Raw genomic sequence first — 23,864 nt, 5'->3', positions numbered from 1 at the left:
ACGGCTGCACATCGTTCCCATCCTCGGCGGGCGGGAGCTGCGGGCGATCCTGCCGTCAACGCTTCGCGCCTGGATACAGGAGCTGCGCGGCCGGGTGGGAGACACCTACGCCGGGCAGATCTGCGACACCCTGTCGGCCATCCTGAACGCCGCCGTCGACGACGGGCGGATTCCCCGCAACCCGATGCGCTCGCAGTCCGTCAGAGTGCCGAGGCGGACGCAGCGGAAAGTCAAGGCGTGGGACTCGGACCAGGTCGCCGCCGTACTCGACGCGATGGCGGACCGGTTCAAGGGGCTGGTCGTCCTTGGCACCGGGTGCAGCCTGCGACAGGGTGAGCTGTTCGGCGTGGCCGAGGAGGACATCGATTACGAGGCGGGGATCGTGCGCGTTGACCGGCAGGTCAAGCTCAAGAACTCGCGGCCGTTCTTCGCCCTGCCGAAGCACGAGAAGACGCGCGAGGTTCCCCTGCCCGATCAGGTGGCCGAGGCACTACGCGCGCACGTCCGAGCCTTCCCCGCCCGCGAGGTCACGCTGCCCTGGGAATCGCTGGACGGCTCGTTACGGACACACCGGCTGGTGTTCACCAGGGACACGGGCACGGTCCTGATACGCGACCGGTTCAACTCGACGCATTGGAAGCCGGCCATCGCGCGGGCGGGCATCATCCCGATGCCGGGCAAGGGAGAGAAGTACGCGGCGGCCGAGGATGACGGATGCCACGCCCTACGGCACCACTACGCGAGCGTTCTCCTCGACGCGGGGGAGAGCATCCGGGCCCTGTCCGAACACTCGGCCACCAGGACCCGGCGTTCACCCTGCGGACCTACACGCACATGCTCCCGCGCTCCCTCGGCCGGACACGGAACGCAGTGGATGCGGCCCTCGGCCCGGCCATCACGTCCATGATCGCCAAGCCGAGTGCCCTCGCCCCGACTCGCCAGCCCATCTGACCAGGTCAGAGGCGGTACGGCATCACATGTTGATCATGTGCCCGGCCAGGCCGTGGATCGCCTCCTTGACCGCCTCGCCCAGCGTCGGGTGCGCGTGGACGTTCCGCGCGACCTCGTGCACGGTGAGGTCCCACTGCTGGGCCAGGGTCAGCTCCGGCAGCAGCTCGGTCACCTCGGGGCCGATCAGGTGCGCGCCCAGCAGCTCGCCGTACTTGCCGTCGCTGATGATCTTGACGAAGCCCGAGGGCTGGCCGAGGCCGTGCGCCTTGCCGTTGGCCGTGTAGGGGAACTTGACCGTCTTCACGTCGAAGCCGCGCTGCTTGGCCTGCTCCTCGGTGAAGCCGAAGCTGGCGATCTGCGGCTGGCAGTAGGTGGCGCGCGGGATCATCGTGTAGTCCAGCTCCATGGTCTCCGCGCCGCCGATCGTCTCGGCCGCCACGATGCCCATGGACTCGGCCGCGTGCGCCAGCATCAGCTTGGCCGTCACGTCGCCGATGGCGAAGATGTGCGGAACGTTGGTGCGGCAGCGGCCGTCCACGGCGATCGCGTTCCGCTCGGTGAGCGCCACGCCCGTGTTCTCCAGGCCGTAGCCCGTCACCCGCGGCGCGAAGCCGATGGCCTGGAGGACCTTGTCGGCCTCCAGCACCTGCTGCTCGCCCTTGCCGTTCGTCACCATCACCCGGACCGGCGCGTTCGGGTTGGAGTCGTCGATCGCGTCCACGCGGGTGGAGGTGAGGACCTGGATGCCGAGCTTGCGGTACTGGCGGGCCAGCTCCTTGGAGACCTCGGCGTCCTCCAGCGGCACCATCCGGTCCAGGAACTCGACGATGGTCACCTTGACGCCGTAGTTGTGCAGAATGTACGCGAACTCGACGCCGATGGCGCCGGCCCCCGCGATGACGATGCTGCCCGGCAGCGACTCGGTGAGGATCTGCTCCTCATAGGTGACCACCCGGTCGCTGAGCGAAGTCCCGGGCAGCAGCCGGGTGGTGGCGCCCGCCGCGATGATGCAGTGGTCGAACGTCACCGTCTCGGTGCCGCCCGCGGTGAGCGCGACCTGAAGGGTGTGGTCGTCGGTGAACGAGCCGCGCCCGTCGTACTCCGTGATGTTGTTCTTCTTCATCAGGTAGTGCACGCCGTTGACCCGGCCCTCGGCCACCTTGCGGCTGCGCTGGAACGCGGCGCCGTAGTCGACGGTGACCTCGCCCGACACCTGGATCCCGAAGGCCGCCGCCTCCTGGGTGAACAGGTGTGCCAGCTCGGCGTTGCGCAGCAGTGCCTTGGAGGGGATGCAGCCGACGTTCAGGCAGACACCGCCCCAGTACTTCTCCTCGACGACCGCGGTCCGCAGCCCCAACTGGCTGGCGCGGACCGCCGCGGTGTAGCCCCCCGGGCCCGCGCCCAGGACGACGACGTCGTAGTGCGTGCTCATGAACCCTCACGCCTTCTTTCGCGCTCTCACGGTGGTCGGTGACATTCTTCCCTGCCCGCCCCATGACACCACGAGCGCCCCGGGCCCCGGCGGTCAGCCACGGCCCCGCGGCCGGGGCCCGTCAGGCCCACCAGGCCTCGGCGATTGCGACTCCGGCGCAGGTGGCGCCCAGACCGGCGAGCACACTCGCCCCGACGTTGACGAACGCGGTGAGCCGGGCGCCGCCCTCGGCCAGCTTCAGCGTCTCCCAGGAGAACGTCGAGTACGTGGTCAGCGCGCCGCACAGGCCCGAGGCGAGCAGGGGGCGCAACTCGGCGGCCACGCCGGTGAACAGGCCGATCAGCAGACAGCCCGTGACGTTGACGGTGAACGTGCCCCAGGGGAACGCCGAACGGCTGCGGTCCCGCACCGCGTGGTCGAGAACGAAGCGCAGCGGCGCGCCCACCATGCCGCCCGCGATCACCAGCAGCCAGGTCACGGGCGGGCCCCCCGCCCGCCGAGCAGGCGGCGGGTCGCCGCCGCGGCGGGCCACACGGCCAGCAACGCCGCGACCGGCGTCAGCAGCAGGCAGGCGAACGCCGGGCCGGGCCGCCCGGCGGAGAAGAGCTGCTCGACGTCCAGGGTGTAGGTGGAGAACGTGGTGAACCCGCCCAGCACGCCGGTGCCCAAGAACGGGCGCACCAGCCGGTGCGCGCTGCCCGCCTCGGTGACCGCGACCATGAGGACGCCGATCAGCGCGCAGCCAAGGACGTTGACGCCGAGCGTGGTCCAGGGGAAGCCGTGCGGCGGCGTGGCCACCAGCCGGCCCGCGCCGTACCGGGCGGCGCTGCCGAGGCCGCCGCCCAGGGCGACGACCGCCAGCAGCGACAGCCGTCCGCGCCCCGGCGGGGGACGCCGGGGCGCGGACGGGAGCTCGGGCAGGTCGCTCATGGCCGGGCATGATACGGGGCCGTGCTCAGGGTCGTGCTCAGGGCAGCGCGACCTCCGCGGTCTCCTTGAGCGGCTGTTCGGCCTGCCGCGGCTGTTCGGCCGCCGGCTGCGCGGGCGCGGTCACCGGCTCGGTGCGCGCCGTGTGCGGCTCGGTCTCACTGGCGCGCGCCGCCCGGCGCCGCCGCCGCGCGCCGGCGGCGACCTTCGGCCCGCGCCCGGGGCGGAACGCCGTCTTGAACTTGCCGTCCAGCAGCGCGCCCAGGCCCTGCACGGCGCACAGCCCGGGCTCCTCGGCGACATGAACCGGCATCCCGGAGTTGTTCCGGATGGCCGTGTCGAGCCCGGGCAGCACCGCCGCGCCGCCGGTGAGCATCACGCCGCGCTCGGCGAGATCGGCGACCAGGTCGGGCGGGCAGCGGTGCAGCACCGAGCGGATCGTGTCGAGCAGCCCGGTCACCGGCGGCTGCACCGCCGCGCGCAGCTCCTCCGGATCCACCTTCACCGTGCGCGCCAGCCCGGTGGCCACATCCCGCCCGGACACCTCGGTGACCTGGGGATACGGCCCGGTCAGCACCCGGTGCAGCGGGCGCACGGCCTGGCTGGGCAGCAGCAGCTCGTGCCGGTTGCGCAGGTGCTGGACGAGGGCGCGGTCGATGGTCTCGCCGCCCATCTGCACCTTGTCGGCGGCGACGATCGCGCCGAGCGACAGCACCGCGATCTCGGTGGTGGCCGCGCCGACCTGCACGATCAGGGTGGCCTCGGGCTCCTCGACGGGCAGCCCGCAGCCGATGCCGGCCGTGATCAGGCTGTCCACCAGCTCCACGCGGCGCGCGCCGAGCCCGATCATCGTCTCCAGCGCCGCCCGCCGGGCCAGCGGGTCGGCGTCGTGCGGGATGCACACGGCGGCGCGCAGCAGCGGCCGGAACCGCCAGGTGCGGCGGAGCTTGTTGCCGACCATGGCGCGCAGCATGCGCTGGGCCATCTCGATGTCGACGACGGTGCCGCCGTTGATGGGACGGATGACACGGATGTTCGCCGGCGTTCGGCCGGCCATCCGTTCGGCGGGCGCGCCGACGGCGATCAGCGCGCCCGTCTTGATGTTCATGGCCACGACCGACGGCTCGTCGACGATGAGGCCGGTCTGTCTCACATAGACGCGGGTACGGGCGGCGCCGAGGTCCGCGGCCACGGCGCAGCGGCGAAGATGATCAAGACTGAGGGTCATACCGATCATGTTGTGTGCCCGCGTGGGGGTCCGCCCGCTGGAGTGCGCCGACCGGGGGAGCGCGGCGCGACGGGCCGTCAGGTGACGGGTTCTCCGCTGGCCTCCACGCCCGTCTCGAACTGGGTGCGGTACAGCTCCTCGTACCGGCCGCCCGCCGCCAACAGCTCGTCGTGCGTGCCGCGTTCGACGATCCGGCCCTGCTCGACGACCAGGATCAGATCGGCGGCCCGCACGGTGGACAGCCGGTGCGCGATGACCACGGACGTGCGGCCGGCCAGGGCCTCGGCCAGCGCCTCCTGCACGGCCGCCTCGGAGGTGGCGTCCAGGTGCGCGGTGGCCTCGTCGAGGAGGACGACCCGGGGGCGGGCCAGCAGCAGCCGGGCGATGGTCAGGCGCTGCCGCTCGCCGCCGGACAGGCGGTAGCCGCGTTCGCCCACGACGGTGTCCAGGCCGTCGGGCAGCGCGGCCACGAGCCCGTCCAGCCGGGCCCGGCGCAGCGCGTCCCACAGCTCCGCCTCGTCGGCCGCCGGGCGGGCGAGCAGCAGGTTGGCGCGGATGGTGTCGTGGAAGAGGTGGCCGTCCTGGGTGACCATGCCCAGCGTCTCGCGCAGCGAGGCGGCCGTCAGGTCCTTCACGTCCACGCCGCCGACGCGCACGGTGCCCCGGTCGGCGTCGTAGAGGCGGGGGGCGAGCTGGGCGATGGTGGACTTGCCGGCGCCCGAGGAGCCGACGAGGGCGACGAGCCGGCCGGGCTCGGCGGTGAACGTCACGCCGTGCAGCACCTGTTCGCCGCCGCGCGTGTCCAGGGTGGCGACCTCTTCCAGGGACGCCAGGGAGACGCGGTCGGCCGCCGGGTAGGCGAAGTCCACGTTCTCGAACTCCACCGCCACCGGCCCGTCCGGCACCGGGCGGGCGGCGGGGCGCTCCTCGATCAGCGGCTTCAGGTCCAGCACCTCGAAGACCCGCTGGAAGCTGACCAGCGCGCTCATGACCTCCACCCGGGCGCTGGCCAGCGAGGTCAGCGGTGCGTAGAGGCGGGTCAGCAGCATCGCCAGCGAGACGACGGCGCCCGGCTCCAGGCTGCCGCGCAGCGCGTACCAGCCGCCGAGGCCGTAGACCAGCGCGAGGGCGAGCGCGGAGACGAGCGTGAGCGAGGTGATGAAGATCATCTGGAGCATCGCGGTGCGGATCCCGATGTCCCGCACCCGGGCGGCCCGGGCGGCGAACTCGGCCGACTCCTCCTCCGGCCGCCCGTACAGCTTGACCAGCGTCGCGCCGGGCGCCGAGAAGCGCTCGGTCATCTGGGTGGACATGACCGCGTTGTGGTTGGCGGCCTCCCGGGACAGCCGGGCCAGCCGGGCCCCCATGCGGCGGGCGGGCAGCACGAAGACGGGCAGCAAAACCAGCGCCAGCAGCGTGATGCGCCAACTGATGCCGAGCATCACGCCGAGCGCGAGCAGCAGCATCACGACGTTGCTCAGCACGCCGGACAGGGTGCCGCTGAACGCCCGCTGCGCGCCGATGACATCCGAGTTGAGCCGGCTGACCAGCGCGCCGGTCCGGGTCCGGGTGAAGAACGCGATGGGCATCCGCTGCACATGGTCGTAGACCGCCGTGCGCAGATCGAGGATCAGCCCCTCGCCGATGCGGGCCGACAGCCAGCGGGCGAGCAGCCCGATCCCGGCCTCGGCCACCGCGATCCCGGCGATCAGCGCGGCCAGCGTGACCACGGTGCGCTCGGCGGCGCCGTCCGTGATGGCGGTGACGACCCGGCCCGCCAGCACGGGCGTGGCCACGGCCAGCAGCGCGGTGGCGACGCTGAGCAGCAGGAACGCGGTGAGCGCGGCCCGGTGCGGCCGGGCGAACCGGGCGATGCGGCGAAAGGTCTCCCGGGAGAACGGCCGTTTGTCGTCCTTGGCGTGCCGGGCGTTGTAGAGGGCGTTCCAGGCGGTCATCTCCATGCTCATGACGCCGCAGCCTAGAAGTTCAACGACACTTGAAGTCAAGTGGAGCTCAGGGAGCCACCAGCTCGTCGCCCAGCCGGGTGCGGTAGTACAGCACCAGCCGCCCCGAGCGGCGCCGGGTGACCAGGCCCGCGTCCCGGAGAACCTTCAGATGGCCGCCGACCGAACCCAGGCCGAAGCCGGTGAGGGCCACGAGCTGGGTGGTGCTCCGGGGCGCCGCCAACTCGGTGAGGATCGCCGCCCGGGTCCCGCCCAGCAGGGCTCGCAGCGCCGGCGGCGGCGCGCCCTCCGGGTCGGTGCCGGCCAGCAGCCCGGCGCAGGGGTAGACGACGGCGTAACGGTGCGGCTCGTCCCAGGCCACCCAGCCCCGCGTCGTGGTGGTCGGGATGAACAGCAGCTCCGCCGTGGCCAGTTCGCGCGGCGGATAGGGGTAGGCGTTGATCCGCAGCCGCCCGTCGCCGAGCCATCGCATGCCCGGCCGCAGGCCGTCCAGCGCCGCGGCCCAGCCGCCCGAACTCAGCGCCTGCGTCCGGGAGATGATGTCGGCCTCGAATGCCCGCCGGTGGCGCGGCCAGTCCCCGCGCACGCTCCGCGTCCACACCTGGTCCAGCAGCGCGGCGATCCGTTCCCCCAGCCCCGGAACGCGCAGCCCGGAGGGCGGCGGCGCGCCGTCCGCGCCCTCGGCGAGCTGGGCCAGCACCGCCTCGTCGGGCGTCGCGCGCAGCCACCGCAGCTCGTCGGCGAACGTCCGGTCCGCCGGCCGCGGCGGGGTCACCAGGAAGTCCGGCAGCCAGCGCGGCCGGAGCGCCGCCCGCACGAACAGCGCGGCGAACCGGTCCCGCGCCAGCAGCTCCCGGAACGCGGGTCCGTGTGCCCGCAGCCAGGGCTCACGGCCCGGCTGGCAGCCCGCCCCCGCCAGCGTCAGCAGGGCCGCCACCGTCTCCGCCAGCGGCGACACCGTGAACCGGCCGCGCGCCAGCACATCCGCCCTGATCAGCCAGTCGCCCATCGCGTCGTTTCGCCTCCACCCGAAAACGTACCGGCCCCCGGCCCCGCGCCCGGAGACTGCCCGGCATGCGCACCTACCGCGAACTGTTCGCCGTGCCCGAGTTCACCCCGCTCTTCACGGCGTCCGGCCTGGGAATCACCGCGGGCACCATCGAGGGGCTGGCCCTGGGCACCCTCGTCTTCGAGGCCACCGGCTCGCCGCTGCTGTCCGCGCTCAGCATGTTCGGCGCCTCCTTCTCCCAAGTCCTTGGCGCCACGCTGCTGATGGCGGTGGCCGACCGGCGCCGGCCGCGCGCGCTGCTGACGGCCGGCCCGTCGCTCTTGGCGCTGGGCGTCGCGCTGCTGGCGGTGCCCGGGCTGCCGGTGGCCGTCACGCTGCTGATCATCCTCGCCACCGGGCTGGTGAACTCCGTGGCGGGCGGCGCCCGTTGGGGACTGCTGCTGCGCCTTCTGCCGGAGGGCGGCTATGTGCTGGGCCGGTCCCTCTTCGGCATGGCCGGCGGCCTCACCCAGATCGGCGGGTTCGCGGCGGGCGGCGTGCTGATCGCGTTCCTCTCCCCGCGCGGCGCGCTGCTCGTCGCGGCCGGCCTCTTTCTCGCCGCCGCCGCCGTGACCCGCCTCGGCCTGACCGACCGGCCCCCGGCCGGCACCGGGGGCGTCTCGGCCCGCGACACCTGGCGCGTCAACCGCGAGCTGTGGGGAACGCGCGAGCGCCGCCGGCTCTATCTCGCGCTGTGGGTGCCGAACGGCCTCGTCGTGGGCTGCGAGGCGCTGTTCGTGCCCTACGCGCCGGACGCGGCCGGGGCGCTGTTCCTGGCCGCCGCCCTCGGGATGCTGCTGGGGGATGTGACGATGGCGCGGCTCGTTCCGCCGCGCCTCCGGCCCCGGCTGATCACGCCCATGCGGCTGCTGCTGGCCGCGCCGTTCCTGCTGTTCGCCCTGCCGGGCGGGCCGCCGCTGCCGCTGGCCGCCGTCCTCGCCCTGGTGGCCTGCACCGGCTACAGCGCCTCGCTGCTGCTCCAGGAACAGCTCGTGGCGCGGACCCCCGAGGACATGCGCGGCCAGGCGCTGGGCCTCCAGTCCGCCGGCACCATGACGTTCCAGGCGGTGGGCGCCACGCTGGCCGGCGGCGTCGCGCACTGGGTGGCGCCGGGCCCGGCGATGGGCGTCATGGCGGCGGCCTCGCTGCTGGTGTCGCTGGCGCTGACGCCCGGCCTGGTCAGGCTGGCTCGAACACCACCCACACCGGACCCGGCGCGAAGTTCATCGGCTCCCCGTCCGGCGTCGTGAACTCCGTGCCCTCGCGCTCGTGGTCCCGTTCCCACTCGGCGGGGAACGCCTGCCCGTCGCGCAGCACCACCGCCTCGCCGGAGCCGACGGTCTCGGTGTAGGGCGTGAAGTTCCCCCGGGAATCGTGGTATTCGGACTGGCGCACGGTGACCTTCTGCACCACGACGGTGGGCGCGCCCAGGTCGGTGGGCGCGCCGTCCATGGCGACGGCCCAGCGCTCCTGGTCCGGCGACCAGGAGAAGGAGAACGCGGCGCTCGGGTAGGTCACGTTGTAGTCGGCCGTCGGCTCGCCGCCGCTCTCCGGCGCCGGGCCGAAGGTGAAACCGATGTCGTCGGCCCGGCTCGCCTCCGGTGCCGCGTCGAGCAGCGTCTCGGGGCGGACGTACAGGTTGTGCGGGGCGGCCCGGCTCTCGTCCCGCCGGTAGGCGTCGGGCGCCGCCTCCGGCGGCTCCGGGAAGAGCTCGGCGTCGTCGATGAGCGGCTGGAGCCGGCTCTGCACGCCCGAGTACGCCAGCGCGGGCTCGTCGAACTGCCGCAGCAGCTCCAGATCCGACTCCCGCGCGCTGCGCACCGGCCCGACCAGCTCGGGGAGTTGAGTCGAGTACACGGCCACCAGCCGGCTCAGGCCGGCCTCCACCGGCTCGACATAGACGATGTCGGCCGCGTCGAGCCCGGTATGCGGCCGGGCCTGCGGCGCGTTGTCGATCTTGACGGCGAGAACGGGCCCGTCCTCCGTGACCTGTCGGCCGGTGAACGGCGACACCCGCTCGTCCTCCGCGTCGTTGTCGTCGCGGTCGTCCTCGTTGGCCTGGCAGCCGGCCATCAGCGCTCCGAGCGCGACGGCCACGGCCAGGGCGTGCGTTTTTCTGCCCACCGATATCACCCCTTATGTCCAGTTCACCATGGATTGTCGGGGTGTGCGCCCGACGGCGGGGGGTCAGTGAACGACGACGGCCTGCGACTCCACGACCGGCACGACGGCCTCCACCCAGGGCCCCTCCAGGGTGTCCGGCAGCCCGGGCAGATCCAGCGGGTTGCCGTTCTGCTCGAAGTGCACGTCGTAGACGAGGCGCGCCTGCGCGGTGTAACCGGGATCGTTCGATGCGCGGTTGTACGTGTGTGAGCAGTCGTCGCTCTCGGTGGTGACGAACGGGCAGGTCATCGTCCCGCTGCCGTCACCGGGATCGACGTCCATGTGACTGGGCGTGCCCACGGCGACGACACCGAGAGCGGAACTCCCGATGATCTCTCCCTCCCCGGGACCGTCGGCCCACCACCAGGTGTCGACGAAGATGATGGACTGCTCGGGCGGACTGAAGGCGAGGGAGAAGTCGGGGGCCGCGAGTTCACCGAAGGCCTGGCGGGCCAGCTCCTCCACGGACGGCTGATCGGGGACGTGCCAGCTCCAGTCGCTGTAGACGATGGTGCCGTCCGGCCCGAGGCACTCCTTGAAGATGTAGACCGAGTCCTCGGTCGGGGGCTCCTCGGGCCAGGTGTCGGGGGTGGGGTACACGGCGGACGGGATGTTGGCCCAGCAGGCGTTCTCGCCCTCGCACCACGTCTCGCTGTACTGCTTCACGAGGCTCAAGTCGCACTGCGGCTGTCCGCCCGTGCCACCGCTCCCTTCGCCGTCGTCGCCGTCCTGGCCGTCCTCGCCCGGCTGGTTGTCCCCGCAGATGTAGATGATGCGGCCTCCCGGAGTTTTGTCGTAGCAGTTCGGGTCGGATCGGTCCGCCATGGCGTGCTGGAGACTCGTGGCGCAGAGGGCGGCGAGCGTCAGCAGGCCCACGGTCGTGAGTCTGGCCCAGCGGCGGCTGCCGCCCTCGATGGTCATGAACACGAGATTCTCGCCTCTTCCATGGCGAGCGTTTCGCTGATGAGCCAGCCGTCGGCCGAGCGTTCCGCGGTGACGATGTGCGGGTGCGGCACGAGCAGTTCCTCGGGCACCACGCCGGGGATGGCCTCGCCCTCGCTCGTGACGACATCCCAGTCGGCCTCGTTCTTGCAGGACTCGATGCGTGCGCTCTCGCCGTCCACCTCGATGGTGACGTTCTCGATGACCGGCTCGCCCGCGCGCTGGATGCCGTTGTCCCGGAAGGCGCGCACCCGGACCAGCTCCGACTCCGTCACCCGCTGCGTGGTGATGCCGTCAAAGAGGGCTGGGTCCAGCTCCGCGCCGTTCTCCAACTGGACGACCGCGGCCCAGTACCGGTCGTACAGATCGGCCAGTTCGGTCTCCGCCGCCGCCGCGTCGTCCTCGGCCGGCTCCGCCGACTCCGTCTGCACGCCCTCGATCGGCTCCTCCGGCTCGTCCCTCCCGTCGGAGGAGGAGCAGCCGCTGATCGCCGCCGTGGTCAGTGCCACCGTGGCGAGGAAGGTGGCCAGCGTGGTCCCGGTGCGTCGCATTGCCGTTCAGCCTCCTGTGTTCGCGCGTCACCCTAGCGTGAGCGGCCGTCCGGACGGAGGGCGTCCGCCGTGACCGTAGCGGTGTCGTGATTCGGTCATACCCCGCCGGCCTCTGCCGGCGACCTTGCCTCCCACCAGGGGTACTCCTAGCTTCCTCAACGTCCGTAACCACGAAGAGAGTTCGAGATATCGGACGCAAGGAGCCGCAATGTCCCCCCACATACACGCCCGACTCCGCAAACGCCGCCTCCTCGCCTTCCTGCTGGCGATGGCCGGCTGCGCGGTCGCCCTCCTCCAGACCGGTGGACCAGCCGCCGCCGGCGAGGAGCCCGCGCCCGCCGCCGCGTTCACCAACCCGATCGTCACGGAGAACGCCGCCGACCCCTGGATCGTCCAGCACGAGGGGCGTTACTACCACCTCGGCACCACCTGGGCCTCGCACTGGGAGATGCGCAGCGCCGACACGCTCGCCGGGCTGCGCACCGCCGATCCGGTGACGATCTACGAGGAGACCGAGCCCAGCCGCTGCTGCAACTTCTGGGCGCCCGAACTGCACCGCCTCGACGGGCCCAACGGCCCGCGCTGGTGCCTGACCTACAGCGCGGGCGTCGCCGCCAACATCGACAACCAGCACGTTCACGTACTGGAGAGCGCGGGCGACGACCCGCTCGGGCCCTACACCTACCGGGGCCAGGTCGACCCGTACGGCGACAACCGCTGGATGATCGACAGCAGTTATCTGACGATGCCGGACGGCCGGCTCCACCTGCTGCACTCGTTCTGGGAGGGCGGCACGCAGAACCTCTACATCGCGCCGATGTCCAACCCCTGGACCTCTGCGGGCCGGGGCGTGCGCATCGCCACGCCCACCCACGCCTGGGAGCGGTCGGGCGCCGGAGTCAACGAGGGGCCCGTCATCCTGCGCCACGACGGCCGGACGTTCCTCGTCTTCTCCGCCTCGCACTGCGACACCCCGGACTACAAGCTGGGGTTGATGGAGCTGACGGGTGCCGACCCGATGAACCCCGCCTCCTGGACCAAGTATCCGGACCCCGTCTTCGAGCGGAACGACGCGGCGGGGGTCTACGGGCCGGGCCACAACGGGTTCTTCACCTCGCCCGACGGCACCGAGACCTGGATCGTGTACCACGCCAACGCCTCGGCCACGGACGGCTGTTCGGGCACGCGCACGTCGCGCGCCCAGCGGATCGAGTGGAACGCGGACGGCACGCCCGACTTCGGCACGCCCGTCGCCCCCGGCGTCGAGCTGCCCGGACCCGCGGGGGAGTAACAGCCCTAAGCGCGGCCGTTCCGTCCCCGGGGGCAACTCGCTCCGGGGGTGGGACGGCCGTTCGCGCACCCGATCGGCGCCTTGTTGAAAATGGTTCCCGTTTCTGTATAGTGGCGCACGGGTCGGCTGAAAGCCGGGGCGGCCACGGGGTACCCGTACGGGACCCCAGGGAAGGAGAGCGCAACGATGAAGCAGGGAATCCATCCCGAGTACCGGCCGGTCGTCTTCCGTGACCGGGCCGCCGGGTACGCCTTCCTCACCCGCTCCACGGCGACCAGTGACCGGACCATCGAGTGGGAGGACGGCAACACCTACCCGGTGATCGATGTGGAGGTGTCCTCGGCCAGCCACGCGTTCTACACCGGAACGGCGCGGGTGCTGGACACCGCGGGCCGCGTGGAGCGGTTCGAGCGCCGCTACGGCAAGCGCGAGGAACGCTGATGCAGTCGTCCGGGCTGCCTGTCGTCATCGTCGGCGGGCTGCACGCCGACGCCCGCCGCGCCGCCGTGCTGCGCCTGCTGCGGGCCCGGCCGGGCAGCGTCGCCCTGCACCACGACCTGTCCGGCGCCCGGCGCGGCACCGTCGCGCGCACCGTGCGCGACGCCGAGCGGGTGCTCGACCGCGGCGTGGCGCCGCTGGTCAACGACTGCGCGTGCTGCGCGCTGCGCGAGGACCTGGTGCCGGAGCTGCTGCGCCTGGCCGACAGCGGGGCGTGCTCGCTCGCCGTGGTGGAGCTGTGGGACTCGGTCGAGCCGAAGTCCATGGCCGAGGTGATCGTCGAGCACGGCGCCGACACGCTGGATCTGGCCGGGGTGGTGACCGCCGTCGATCCCGCGCTGGTGCTGCCGTATCTGGCGTGCGGCGACGATCTCGCCAAGGGCGGGCTCGCCGCCGCCGTGACCGACCGGCGGACCGTGGCTGACACGTGGGCGAGGCAGCTCGAATACGCCCCGGTGCTGGCGCTGGCCGAGGGGCCCGACCCGGCCGACGACGGCGATCACGCGCTGCTGGCGCAGCTCCACCCGACGGCGCTGCGGATCGCGGTCGGGGATCCGGCGTTCCCGGGGGCGGCCACGGCCGGGTTCGATGTCGCGGCGGCGGCCGAGCGACAACATCCGGCCACCGCACTGCTGCCGCAGGACGCGCAGGAGTACGGGGTCGGCACGCTCGTGTGGCGGCACCGGCGGCCGTTCCACCCGGGGCGGCTGTACGCGGCGCTGGAGGAACTCACCTGCGCGGCACCGCGCAGCCGTGGCCGGTTCTGGCTGGCGGACCGGCCGGACACGTTGCTGTCCTGGGATGCCGCCGGCGGGGCGCTGTGCGTGGACAACGCCGGGCCCTGGCTGGCCGCGGTGCCGGACGCGGCGTGGCAGATGGCGCCCCCGGTGCGGCGGGCCGCCGCCGCGCTGGAGTGGGATCCGGAGTGCGGCGACCGCATGCAGCACCTGGTCTTCACCGGGCCCGGGCTGGACCGCGACGCGGTGCGCGGGGTGCTTGCGTCCTGTCTGCTGACCGACGCCGAGTTCGCCGCCGGGCGGACGGCTTGGCGGGGGCTGGCGTCCGCGTTCGACGACCTGCTCGACCCGGCTGCCGACCGCGTCTCCTGACCGGCTCGCCAACCGCGAAATCGCGCCATTCCTGCGTCGAGGGGGAACCGGTCGCGGGTGCCGTCCGTCCCACGAGTGGCCTGGACCACGTGTGACGGCGTGACGACGCCCCGTCGTGCACGTGCATTATCCCGTGCATATGCAAGTGAACGCGGTTATGCTCGTGGACAGTTGAGTCCTTTGGCATATGCCGGGGCTCCTGTTGCACCACTCGCACGACCGGGAGAGACCAGTGCCCGACGCGTACAACGGCATCGCCGCACATGAGCTCCGGGGCGTGCTGTGGCTGAAGAGCAGCCACAGCAACTCACAGGGAACGTGTGCGGAGTTCGCCAAGCTTCCCAGCGGGGACGTCGCGATACGCAACTCCCGCTTCCCGGAAGGGCCCGCGCTCGTCTATACGCAGGCGGAGGTCGAGGCTCTGCTGCGCGGGGTCAAGGACGGCGAGTTCGACCACCTGATCGGCTAGCGCGCCTGATCGGCCCGGTCTCGTTGACCGGTGGGGCTGCCGTGACCGGCAAGCCCGCCCGACCGGCGGGCTGTACCGTCCCACTTCCTGTCGTTTCGCGCTTTTCGCGCGGATTCCGGGCGCCCTCGGGCGTCACCGGTCCCACTCCTGTCGCTAGCCGGTGCGGAACACCGCCCAGACGACCTTCCCGGGCCGCTCGCCCGTCAACGGGCGCCAGCCCCAGCCATCGCTGAAACACTCGACGAGGTGCAGCCCGCGGCCGGACTCGGCCGCGCCGTCCATCTCGCCCACGCGCGGGGCCAGTTCGCTGGGGTCGTGTACCGCGCACACCAGTCGGCCCGAGTAGCGCATCAGCTCCAGCTCGACCGCGGTCGGCGCCGGAGCCGGCTCATAGTCCCCGGCGTGCTCGCCGGAGGACCCGTTGACGCTCCGAACGCCGTGTCTCAGCGCGTTGGTGACCAGCTCCGAGACGACCAGCGCGACCGCGTCGAACTGCTCGGGCAGCCGCCAGCCGTGCAGCGTGCTGCGCGTGAAGTCCCGGGCCCGGCGCACCGATTCGGGGCGCGAGGCGAGGGCGAGCGTGGCGGTGCCGGAGAGGGTGCGCATGTCGACGGGCAGCACCTGGTGCCTTAACAGGTCGAGCATGGGCGTTCCCTCGGTCCCCATGGCGCGGCACTCCTGGCGTTGCGGCGGCGGCACTGCTGTCGTCGGAAGGCTGAACGTCATGGACAACCCCCGTTCTCCTCGCCGTCGTCGTCCGGTGGCCGCGGCGAGGCCGTACTGCCACGCCGGTTTCACGGCGCGTAGAACTCATGCTTCCCAAGGCTTACGGCAAATGCAAGGGCAGATGCACGTGCACGAAAAAATTTGATCGACTGTAATCAAGCGCACACCGAACGAAGCACCGAGATGGCAGACTTCGCACGGGCAGAAGTGGAGGGCAGTGAGCGCATGAGTACTCAGCGGATGGCGGGGGGAACGGGAACCAACGTCACCGGCGGTCAGGAGGCCAGCGGGTCGATGGTCCGCCGGATCCTCCTGGGCTCGCAGCTCCGCCGGTTGCGCGAGGCCTGCGGGGTGACCCGCGAGGAGGCGGGCTATTCGATCCGGGCGTCCGAGTCGAAGATCAGCAGAATGGAGTTGGGGCGGGTCAGTTTCAAGCCACGCGACGTGGCCGACCTTCTCACGCTCTACGGGGTCACCGACGAGGCCGAGCGCGAGCCGCTCCTCGGCCTCGCCCGCTCCTCGGGTCAGGCGGGCTGGTGGCACAGCTACAGCGATGTGCTGCCGAGCTGGTTCCAGACGTATGTGGGACTGGAGGCCGCCTCGGAGCGGATCGGCACATATGAACTCCAGTTCGTGCACGGGCTGTTGCAGACGGAGGAGTACGCGCACGCGGTCGTGGTGAACGGCCACAAGGGCGCGCCGTCGCGGTCGGAGGTGGACCGGCGGATCGCGCTGCGGCTGGCCCGGCAGAAGCTGCTGGTGTCGGAGAGCGCGCCGCATCTGCACTGCGTGCTGGACGAGGCGGCGCTGCGGCGGCCGTATGGCGGGCGCGAGGTGATGGCCGGCCAGTTGCGGGTGCTGCTGGAGTTCTCCGAGTACCCCAACATCACGCTCCAGGTGGTGCCGTTCGTCCGGGGCGGCCATGTCGCGGAGTCCGGCGCGTTCACGCTGCTGCGCTTCGCGGAACAGGAGCTGCCGGACCTGGTGTATCTGGAGCAGTTGACCGGCGCGCTGTACCTGGACAAGCGGGAGGAGGTGGCGGCCTACCAGGTGGTGCTGGACAGGCTGGCGGCGGAGGCGCTGGACCCGGCCGAAACGCGGCAGTTGATCAGCGGCCTCCTGCAACTCGTCTGATCCGCCCGGGGGATGGGCGTTCATCGGCCTTCTTCTCACGGCGCTCCGGTGGGCGCGGCGAGCGGGGTCCGCTTTGTGCTGTCAGGCGAACGGGTTCTCGACGCCCTCCGGCAGGACCTCGACGCTGCGCTCCCCCTCGCCGGCCATGACGTAGGCGCCGTCCTCCAAGCGCTGGATCAGGCCGCGGGTCCACTCGATGCTGCACTCGGCGTTGTGGACCCACAGGCGCATGATCTCGCCGATGTGGCCCCACTCGGCGGGCGAGGCCTGCGGGGTCCAGTCCTTGAGGACCTCCGCGCGCCAGGAATCCAGGGCGGCGACGCGCTCCTTCAGCAGCGCGACGGCTTCCTCCCGGGGCAGGTCCACGATGAAGCCGACGCCGCTGGTCAGCACGTCGATGCGCTGGTCGTGCGCGCGCAGGGACTCGCGCAGCAACTCCAGATACGCCTCCTCGCCGGCCGCGGTCAGCTCGTACTCCGTGCGCGGCGGGCCCCCGGCCGTGCTGGGGGCGATCTCGTGCGCGAGCAACAGGCCCTCCTTCGCCGCCTGTTTCAGCGCGTGATAGATCGAGCCGGGCTTGGCGCTGGACCACTGGTGCGCGCCCCAGAACTCCAGATCGTTGCGCACCTGGTAGCCGTGCGCCCGGCCGTGCTGGCGCACCGCTCCCAGGACCAGCAGTCGCATGACCGACATCCGTCGTTCGCCCTCCTCCGCCGAGGCTGTGCCTCCGAGAAGTCTCTCACCGACGCCCGGCTAATCAAGTTTGACTAGTGTGCCCGGGGGGGCTACTCTCCCGGTTCCGGTCGGCTAATCAAATTTGACTACCTGGCCTCTGGACTCACGCGTGGAAGGGGAACCGGTGCCCACCGGCAAGGAACGCGACGACTCGACGGCCGTCCTCGTCGAGGACCTGAGAAAGACTTTCGGCAGCGGAAAGAACACCAAGACGGCCCTCGACGGGCTCGACCTCACCGTCCGGCGCGGCACGGTCCACGGGATCCTGGGACCCCAACGGCGCCGGCAAGACCACCGCCGTCCGCATCCTCACCACCCTGCTGCGCCCCACCGGCGGCCGAGCGCGGGTGGCGGGCTTCGACGTGACGGCCGAACCGGACCAGGTGCGGTACCGGATCGGGCTCCTCGGCCAGCACGCGGCGCTGGACGAGGAGCTGAGCGGCCGGCAGAACCTGGAGCTCTTCGGCCGCCTGTACCACCTCGGCGGGGCCGCCGCGGTCGCACGCGCCGACGAACTCCTGGAGCGCTTCGGCCTCGCGGACACCGGCCGCAAGGCGGTCCGCCAGTACAGCGGCGGCATGCGCCGCCGGCTCGACCTGGCCGCCAGCCTCATCATGCGGCCCGACATCCTGTTCCTCGACGAACCGACCACTGGCCTCGACCCCCGCGGCCGCACGGAGGTGTGGAACGCCGTCCGCTCCCTCACCGGTGGCGGCACCACCGTCCTGCTCACCACCCAGTACCTGGAGGAGGCCGATCAGCTCGCCGACCGGATCTCCATCATCGACGGGGGACGTCGCGTCGTGGAGGGCACCGCGGACGAGCTGAAGGCCGCCGTCGGCGCCGACCGGATCGACGTCGTCGTGCGGGACGCCGCCCAACTGGACGCCGCCGCCTCCCTGGTGGGCATGGCCGCCCGGGCGGGCGAGGTCAGCACCGACCCCGACCGCCGCCTGGTGAGCGCGCCGGTCACCGACCGGATGGCAGCCCTGAGCGACACGGTGCGGGCCCTGGGCGCCGCCGGAATCGACGCGCGGGACATCGCCCTGCGCCGGCCCACGCTCGACGAGGTCTTCCTCCACCTGACCAACGACCAGCGGGAGGCCGCGGCATGACCACCCACAGCGTTCCCCTGACCCGCTCCCGGCGCCTGGTGACCGACTCGGCCACCATGACCCGCCGCGGTTTCGCCCACTGGGCCCGCCAGCCCGGACAGGTCGTCGTCGGGCTGACCTTCCCGGTGATGATGCTGGTGATGTTCGCCTACTTCATCGGCGGCGGCATGTCCGTCGAGGGCGGCGGCGACTACACCGAGTACCTCGTGCCCGGCATGCTCGCCCTCACCATGGCCTTCGGCCTGGAGGGCACGATGGTCGCGCTCACCCAGGACATCAACCGGGGCGTGCTCGACCGCTTCCGCTCGATGCCCATCGCTCCCTCCGCGGTGCTGGTCGGCCGAAGCCTGCTCGACATGCTCAGCTCCATCGCCGGACTGCTGGTCATGCTCGGCGCAGGCTGGGCCATCGGCTGGCGCTGGCACGGCACGCTCACCGAGGCGGTGGCCGCCGTGGGGCTGCTGCTCCTGCTGCGCTTCGCCATGCTCTGGGCCGGAATCTATCTCGGCCTGGTCGCCGGAAAGCCCGAGATGGTGCAGGCCGTCCAGACCCTGGTCTGGCCGGTGGCGTTTCTCTCCAACGCCTTCACCTCGCCGGAGACCATGCCGGACTGGATGGGGGCGATCGCCGACTGGAACCCGATGTCCGCCACGGCGGGCGCGGTCCGTGAGCTGTTCGCCAACCCCGCGGGCTGGGAGAGCGGGTCCTGGGCGGCCGAGCACGCCATTGCCCTGGCGGTGGCCTGGCCGCTGGTGCTGCTCGCCGTCTTCGTCCCGCTGGCGGTCGGCCGCTACACCCGAGGGCTGAGCCTCTGATCATCTCGGCTCCTCCCCGCCGACCAGCCCCGCCTCGTAGGCGATGATCGCCGCCTGCACCCGGTTCCGCACGGAAAGCCGATTCAGGATCGCGCTGACATAGGCCTTGATCGTGCCCTCCACCAGGTGCAGGCGGCCGGCGATCTCCGCGTTGGACAGGCCCGCGCCCAGCATGCCCAGCACCTCCCGCTCCCGGTCGCTGAGCGCCGCCGCCAGCTCCCGGGCCCGGCGTCCGCGCGCCCCGGCCCCGTCCCGCAGCTCGGCGATGACCCGGCGCGCCACCCGCGGCGACAGGCACGCGGCCCCGCCCGCCACCGCGTGCACCCCGGCGATCAACTCCCGTGGATCCGACGCCTTCAGCAGGAAACCGGCGGCCCCCTCGTCCAGCGCCCGCGCGATGTACTCGTCCTGGCCGAACGTGGTCAGCATGATCACGGCCGTGCCCGGCACCAGCGCCCGCAACTCGGACAGCGCCGCCAGCCCGTCCGTCCCCGGCATCCGGATGTCGAGGAGCGCCACATCCGGCCGGTGCCCGCGGGCCAGCTCCACGGCCTCACGGCCGTCGGCGGCCTCGGCCACCACCTCGATGGCCGGGTCCGAGGCGAGGATGCCCCGCACCCCGGCCCGGATCATCGCCTCGTCATCGGCGATCAGCACCCGCAACACATCAGTCATCGGCTCCTCCTATCGCCGGGAGAGGGTGTCCTTGGCGACCAGCACCTCGTCCTCGAAGCACAGCCGGTACATGCTCTCCGACAGATCGAGGACGTTGTCGTCCGCCCGGTAGTACTCACAGGCCGCCCCGGGCGGCACCGGTGGCTCCTCCAGCAGGGGCGAGGGATTCTCCACCGACTGGGGAAGCACGTCGGCGAACTCGGCCCGCGGCTGCCCCGGCCGCAGCCGCTCGAAGTCCGAGGGCTCCAGCGAGGTGGTCAGGACCGTGTACACGTACAGGCCGATGAGGACCACCACCAGCACCCCTCCCACACCGAGCGGGACCGCCGACGCCCGCAGCAGATGACGCCGCGCCCGCCCCTGGGCCTGCCGCAGCTCACCGGGTGCGTCGGGCACCTGGTCCGGCGCGGCCGGCGGCGGCACCCGGGGCAGCCGGGCGACCACCTCGAAGCCGTCCTCGCCGGGCCCGGCGGTCAGCGTCCCGCCGGCCAGCCGGACCCGCTCGTCCAGGCTGATCAGCCCCGTCCCGCTCCGGCCGGACCGCGCGGCCCCGCCGCTCGGGGACGGCGGCGGCCCATTGGTCACGGACACCACCGTCTCCTCGGCCGACCGCCTCACCCGGACCGTTATTCGCGCGCCGGGCGCGTGCTTGACGGCGTTCGTCAGCGACTCCTGCACCACGCGCCGCGCGGCGGCGTGCCGGGTGGCCGGGGACCACCAGTCCTCCGCCTCCTCCGGCGGGCCGCCGCTCTCCTCCAGCACCACCGGGACGCCCGAGGACTGGGCCCGCCGGACCAGGGCGACGATGCTCTCTCCCGCCGGCTCCACCGCGCCCGCTCCCGGCGATGCCTCGCCGAGCAGCCCAATGATCTCGTGCAGCCTGTCGGTCGCGGCGACAGCCCCGGACCGCAGCCGCGCGACTGTCTCCCGGTGGGCCTCGTCCAGCCCGGGATCGAGCTCCAGGCCCCCGGCCATCAGCGCCATCAGGCTGAGCTCATGGCCCAGCGAGTCGTGCATGTCCTGGGCGATCCGCGCCCGTTCGCGCAGCCGGGCCTGCTCCGCCGCGAGCACCTTTTCCCGCTGGAGCTGATCGGCCCGCTCCCAGCCCGCGCGCACCAGCTCCGCCCGCTGCCGCCACCAGCTCCCGGCCCACCAGGGCAGCAGAACGGTGCCGAACTGCACGAGCAGGACGCTGATCCACAGGGTCACCCAGCCGCCGAGACCGCCCAGCGCCACCGCCGTCAGCAGTCCCGCCACGGCCGCCCCGGCGAAGACGACCTGTGCGTGCCGCAGCCGCGCCATCCGCCGCCCGGCGAACAGGCTGAGCACGATGGCGGGCACCCCCGGCGTGCCGTACCCGACCCCCTCCACCAGGGGCAGCAGGCTGATCCCCGCGGCGAGCGCCAGCAGCGGGCTGCCGTCGGGGACGTTCAGCGAGGGGCGAGGGAACCGGTATTTCATTCCGGTCACGCTAGCAAGCCCTCCCGGCCCCGGTAACTGACGAAAGTAAGGACATCAATTGCCCATCGACCAGATGTTCTTGGCGCCCGGGAACCGTAGCGTCGAAGCGTGATTGTTCTGCGTGACCTCACGAAGAGGTATGGAGAGAAATCGGCCGTCGCCGGGCTCTCCCTCGAAATCAAGCCCGGCCAAGTCACCGGATTCCTCGGCCCCAACGGCGCGGGGAAGTCGACCACCATGCGCCTGATCACGGGCCTGGACGCCCCGACATCGGGCACCGCCCTCATCGGCGGGCGGCCGTATGGCGCGCTGAGCCACCCGCTGCGCGAGGTCGGCGCCCTGCTGGACGCCCGCTCGGCGCACCCCGGCTGGACGGCCCGCGGCCACCTGCTCGGCGTCGCCCGGAGCAACGGCATCTCCGCCGACCACGTCGCGCGCGTCCTGGAGTTGGCCGGGCTGTCGGACGTGGCAGGCAGACGCGTCGGATCCTTCTCGCTCGGCATGAGCCAGCGCCTGGGCATCGCCACCGCGCTGCTCGGCGACCCCGGCGTACTGCTCTTCGACGAGCCGGTCAACGGCCTCGACCCGGACGGCGTCCGCTGGATCCGCGAGCTGATCCGCTCCCTGGCCGCGGAGGGGCGCACCGTCTTCCTCTCCAGCCACCTGATGAGCGAGATGCAGGACACCGCGGATCATTTGGTGGTCATCGGCCGGGGCCGGCTGATAGCCGACGCCCCCATCGGCGATGTCCTGCACAGCAGTTCGCGGAACGCCGTCCGGGTCCGCACACCGCGCCCGGACGCGCTGCGCCGAGAGCTTCTGAGTTCCGGCATGACCGTCGAATCCTCCGCACCCGACGAAATGATCGTGTCCGGTGGATCGCTGGAGGAAATAGGAGATCTAGCTTTCCGGCACGGTGTTCCCATACACGAGCTCACCCCCCGCCGGGCGACGTTGGAGCAGGCATACATGGAGCTGACGGCGAACAGTCTCGAATGCGGGGAGCGTGCGGGGAAATGAAGGGCTCTCTCGCTTTCGAGTGGACCAAGCTGTGGACGGTGCGGTCCACCTTCTGGAGCCTGCTGTCGGCGGTCGCGCTCACCATCGGCGTCTCGGCCGTCGTCAGCATATCGGCCAAGGCCAGCGCGGAGAACGGCTTCGACACCGTGAGCGCCGCCCCGCACGCCGCCGCAGACTCGGTGATGCTCGCCCAGCTCGCCGTGGTCGTGCTCGCCACGCTCGCCATCACCGGTGAGTACGCCAGCGGATCCATCAGGACCACCCTGCACGCCATACCGGTGCGGGGGGCGGATGCTCCTCGGCAAGACGGTCGTCGTCACCGGTGTCATAGCCGTGGGCGGGCTGCTCCTCAGCCTGGCCGGCACGGCCTCGGCCGCCCCGTTCATGGGCGAGACCGGGGAGTTCACCGGGGCAGAGGCGGCGGCATCGGCCCTGGGCACGGCGGGCTACCTGGCCGCGCTGGCGGCGCTCACGACGGGTGTCGGCACCATGCTGCGCAGCGCGGCGGGCACCATTACCGGGGTCATCATGCTGCTGCTCGCCGTCCCGGACGTGCTGCGCCTCACCGGCGTGGACTGGCTGGAGACGGCCGCCGACTTCCTGCCCTTCGCCGCGGGCACCGTGCTGATGACACAGGACACCGACCCCTACGGGGCGGGCCCGGCGGTGGCGGTGCTGCTGGCCTGGTCGCTGGCCGCCCTGGCCGCCGGATACACCCTGCTGCGAGTCCGCGACGCCTGACCCGGGACCATCGGGCTTGCACCTCACGTGGCGTGAGGAGACACCGTGGGCGCGTACCCGACAGCAACGGAGACGGACGTGAGCTATTCGGTCGGTCAGCTCGCCGGATTCGCCGGAGTCTCGGTGCGGACCCTGCACCACTACGACGAGATCGGGCTGCTGGTGCCCAGCGCGCGCACGCACGCCGGACACCGGAAGTACGCCGACAGCGACCTGGACCGGTTGCAGCAGATCCTCTACTACCGGGCGCTCGGCTTCCCGCTGGAGGAGATCGCCGTCCTCCTGGACGATCCCCGAGCGGATCCCCAGGAGCATCTGCGCCGTCAGCACGACCTGCTGACGTATCGGATCGGCAAGCTGCGCGAAATGGCCGCGGCCGTCGAACGCGCCATGGAGGCACGAAAGATGGGCATCCACCTCACGCCCGAGGAGAGGTTCGAGGTGTTCGGGGACTTCGACCCCGACGAGCACGCCGAGGAGGCCGAGCGCCGCTGGGGCGGCAGCGAGGCATACCGGGAGTCCCAGCGCAGGGCCGCCCGCTACGGAAAGGAGGACTGGCAGCGCATCAAGAGCGCCGGTGACGATCTGAACGCGCGCTTCGCCGCTCTCATGGAGACCGGAGCCGAGCCCCACTCGGAGGCGGCCATGGACCTGGCGGAGGAGCACCGGCAGCACATCTGCGGGCACTTCTACGAGTGCAGCTACGAGATCCACAGGGGGCTCGCCGAGCTGTACGTCTCGGACGAGCGCTTCACGCGGAACATCGACGCGGTGCGGCCCGGATTCGCCGCCTACCTGCGGGAGGCGATCCTGGCCAACGCCCGGCGCCGCTCCTAGCGGCGGCCGGACATGCGGCTCCCGACGCCTCC

General features: G+C 72.0%; 23 protein-coding genes and 2 pseudogenes. 12 read left to right on the top strand and 13 right to left on the bottom strand.

Going from position 1 to position 23,864, the window contains the following annotated elements; translation table 11 throughout:
• Window positions 1–94: 94 nt before the first annotated feature.
• Window positions 95–907, top strand: a complete 813-nt coding sequence (locus RM590_RS04000) for a tyrosine-type recombinase/integrase (RefSeq protein ID WP_311702951.1) — start codon at window positions 95–97, stop codon at window positions 905–907.
• 66 nt (window positions 908–973) lie between these two features.
• Here the strand turns inward: RM590_RS04000 and lpdA are convergent, their stop codons facing one another.
• The 6 genes and pseudogenes from lpdA to RM590_RS03970 all read right to left on the bottom strand — a co-directional run bounded on the left by lpdA (window position 974) and on the right by RM590_RS03970 (window position 7,511).
• Window positions 974–2,383 (bottom strand): dihydrolipoyl dehydrogenase, encoded by a 1,410-nt coding sequence (gene lpdA, locus RM590_RS03995; RefSeq protein ID WP_311702950.1) that lies wholly within the window; start codon window positions 2,381–2,383, stop codon window positions 974–976.
• 121 nt (window positions 2,384–2,504) lie between these two features.
• A complete protein-coding gene (locus tag RM590_RS03990) occupies window positions 2,505–2,861 on the bottom strand; it encodes a fluoride efflux transporter FluC (protein WP_311702949.1) in 357 nt (118 codons plus the stop codon).
• A complete protein-coding gene (locus tag RM590_RS03985) occupies window positions 2,858–3,313 on the bottom strand; it encodes a fluoride efflux transporter FluC (protein ID WP_311702948.1) in 456 nt (151 codons plus the stop codon). Before RM590_RS03985 ends, RM590_RS03990 begins: the two co-directional genes overlap by 4 nt.
• A 232-nt stretch (window positions 3,314–3,545) precedes the next feature.
• Window positions 3,546–4,538 (bottom strand): annotated as a pseudogene (mreB, locus tag RM590_RS03980) (rod shape-determining protein MreB); the annotation flags it as partial.
• Window positions 4,539–4,615: 77 nt separating this feature from the next.
• Window positions 4,616–6,505 (bottom strand): ABC transporter ATP-binding protein, encoded by a 1,890-nt coding sequence (locus RM590_RS03975; protein ID WP_311702947.1) that lies wholly within the window; start codon window positions 6,503–6,505, stop codon window positions 4,616–4,618.
• A gap of 46 nt (window positions 6,506–6,551) precedes the next feature.
• Entirely contained in the window at window positions 6,552–7,511 is a 960-nt protein-coding gene (locus RM590_RS03970; RefSeq protein WP_311702946.1) for an ArsR/SmtB family transcription factor, read from the bottom strand.
• 65 nt (window positions 7,512–7,576) lie between these two features.
• Here RM590_RS03970 and RM590_RS03965 point away from each other — a divergent pair, with 65 nt between their 5' ends.
• Window positions 7,577–8,800 carry an MFS transporter gene (locus RM590_RS03965; protein ID WP_311702945.1) on the top strand — a complete coding sequence of 408 codons (1,224 nt, stop codon included), beginning with the start codon at window positions 7,577–7,579 and terminating at the stop codon, window positions 8,798–8,800.
• Here the strand turns inward: RM590_RS03965 and RM590_RS03960 are convergent.
• The 3 genes from RM590_RS03960 to RM590_RS03950 all read right to left on the bottom strand — a co-directional run bounded on the left by RM590_RS03960 (window position 8,730) and on the right by RM590_RS03950 (window position 11,206).
• Window positions 8,730–9,623, bottom strand: a complete 894-nt coding sequence (locus RM590_RS03960) for a DUF3048 domain-containing protein (RefSeq protein ID WP_394813797.1) — start codon at window positions 9,621–9,623, stop codon at window positions 8,730–8,732. The two genes, RM590_RS03965 and RM590_RS03960, sit on opposite strands and share 71 nt — an antisense overlap.
• Window positions 9,624–9,737: 114 nt before the next feature.
• Window positions 9,738–10,634 carry a hypothetical protein gene (locus RM590_RS03955; protein WP_311702943.1) on the bottom strand — a complete coding sequence of 299 codons (897 nt, stop codon included), beginning with the start codon at window positions 10,632–10,634 and terminating at the stop codon, window positions 9,738–9,740.
• The gene (locus RM590_RS03950) at window positions 10,631–11,206 is read right to left on the bottom strand and encodes a hypothetical protein (RefSeq protein WP_311702942.1); all 576 of its coding nucleotides are present in this window, start codon (window positions 11,204–11,206) and stop codon (window positions 10,631–10,633) included. The genes RM590_RS03955 and RM590_RS03950 overlap by 4 nt, the downstream gene beginning before the upstream one ends.
• 208 nt (window positions 11,207–11,414) lie before the next feature.
• Between RM590_RS03950 and RM590_RS03945 the strand changes: the two genes are divergently transcribed.
• From RM590_RS03945 to RM590_RS03930, 4 genes are all read left to right on the top strand, one after another.
• On the top strand, window positions 11,415–12,497 hold the full coding sequence (locus tag RM590_RS03945) for a glycoside hydrolase family 43 protein (protein ID WP_311702941.1): 1,083 nt from the start codon (window positions 11,415–11,417) through the stop codon (window positions 12,495–12,497).
• A 186-nt stretch (window positions 12,498–12,683) separates the two neighbouring features.
• Window positions 12,684–12,938, top strand: a complete 255-nt coding sequence (locus RM590_RS03940; protein WP_311702940.1) for a type B 50S ribosomal protein L31 — start codon at window positions 12,684–12,686, stop codon at window positions 12,936–12,938.
• Complete coding sequence (locus tag RM590_RS03935; protein ID WP_311702939.1) at window positions 12,938–14,104, top strand: CobW family GTP-binding protein; 1,167 nt, start codon at window positions 12,938–12,940, stop codon at window positions 14,102–14,104. The genes RM590_RS03940 and RM590_RS03935 overlap by 1 nt, the downstream gene beginning before the upstream one ends.
• 232 nt (window positions 14,105–14,336) lie before the next feature.
• A complete protein-coding gene (locus tag RM590_RS03930; protein ID WP_311702938.1) occupies window positions 14,337–14,573 on the top strand; it encodes a DUF397 domain-containing protein in 237 nt (78 codons plus the stop codon).
• A 153-nt stretch (window positions 14,574–14,726) separates the two neighbouring features.
• On the opposite strand, the gene RM590_RS03925 is transcribed toward RM590_RS03930, so the two are convergent.
• Window positions 14,727–15,239, bottom strand: a complete 513-nt coding sequence (locus RM590_RS03925; protein WP_311703399.1) for an ATP-binding protein — start codon at window positions 15,237–15,239, stop codon at window positions 14,727–14,729.
• 354 nt (window positions 15,240–15,593) lie between these two features.
• Here RM590_RS03925 and RM590_RS03920 point away from each other — a divergent pair, with 354 nt between their 5' ends.
• Window positions 15,594–16,433 (top strand): helix-turn-helix domain-containing protein, encoded by an 840-nt coding sequence (locus RM590_RS03920; RefSeq protein WP_311703398.1) that lies wholly within the window; start codon window positions 15,594–15,596, stop codon window positions 16,431–16,433.
• A gap of 81 nt (window positions 16,434–16,514) precedes the next feature.
• On the opposite strand, the gene RM590_RS03915 is transcribed toward RM590_RS03920, so the two are convergent.
• A complete protein-coding gene (locus RM590_RS03915) occupies window positions 16,515–17,126 on the bottom strand; it encodes a PadR family transcriptional regulator (protein WP_311702937.1) in 612 nt (203 codons plus the stop codon).
• Between the two features lie 166 nt (window positions 17,127–17,292).
• Here RM590_RS03915 and RM590_RS03910 point away from each other — a divergent pair.
• Window positions 17,293–18,283: pseudogene (locus RM590_RS03910) on the top strand (ATP-binding cassette domain-containing protein).
• Window positions 18,280–19,098 (top strand): ABC transporter permease, encoded by an 819-nt coding sequence (locus RM590_RS03905; protein WP_311702936.1) that lies wholly within the window; start codon window positions 18,280–18,282, stop codon window positions 19,096–19,098. The pseudogene RM590_RS03910 and the gene RM590_RS03905 overlap by 4 nt, the downstream one beginning before the upstream one ends.
• On the opposite strand, the gene RM590_RS03900 is transcribed toward RM590_RS03905, so the two are convergent.
• Both RM590_RS03900 and RM590_RS03895 read right to left on the bottom strand, forming a co-directional pair.
• A complete protein-coding gene (locus RM590_RS03900; RefSeq protein WP_311703397.1) occupies window positions 19,099–19,764 on the bottom strand; it encodes a response regulator transcription factor in 666 nt (221 codons plus the stop codon).
• Window positions 19,765–19,782: 18 nt separating this feature from the next.
• On the bottom strand, window positions 19,783–21,234 hold the full coding sequence (locus tag RM590_RS03895) for a histidine kinase (RefSeq protein ID WP_311702935.1): 1,452 nt from the start codon (window positions 21,232–21,234) through the stop codon (window positions 19,783–19,785).
• Window positions 21,235–21,342: 108 nt separating this feature from the next.
• On the opposite strand from RM590_RS03895, the gene RM590_RS03890 reads away from it, so the two are divergent.
• From RM590_RS03890 to RM590_RS03880, 3 genes are all read left to right on the top strand, one after another.
• Window positions 21,343–22,254, top strand: coding sequence for an ABC transporter ATP-binding protein (locus tag RM590_RS03890; protein ID WP_311702934.1), 912 nt, complete (start codon window positions 21,343–21,345; stop codon window positions 22,252–22,254).
• Window positions 22,255–22,545: 291 nt separating this feature from the next.
• Window positions 22,546–22,995, top strand: a complete 450-nt coding sequence (locus RM590_RS03885) for a hypothetical protein (RefSeq protein ID WP_311702933.1) — start codon at window positions 22,546–22,548, stop codon at window positions 22,993–22,995.
• A gap of 78 nt (window positions 22,996–23,073) precedes the next feature.
• On the top strand, window positions 23,074–23,832 hold the full coding sequence (locus RM590_RS03880; RefSeq protein WP_311702932.1) for a MerR family transcriptional regulator: 759 nt from the start codon (window positions 23,074–23,076) through the stop codon (window positions 23,830–23,832).
• Window positions 23,833–23,864 lie beyond the last annotated feature (32 nt).

The organism is Streptomyces litchfieldiae (assembly GCF_031845365.1).
Lineage (GTDB): Bacteria > Actinomycetota > Actinomycetes > Streptomycetales > Streptomycetaceae > Streptomyces > Streptomyces litchfieldiae.
The sequence above is the reverse complement of the archived record's forward strand: the minus strand, read 5'-3'. Positions and strand labels throughout refer to the sequence as shown.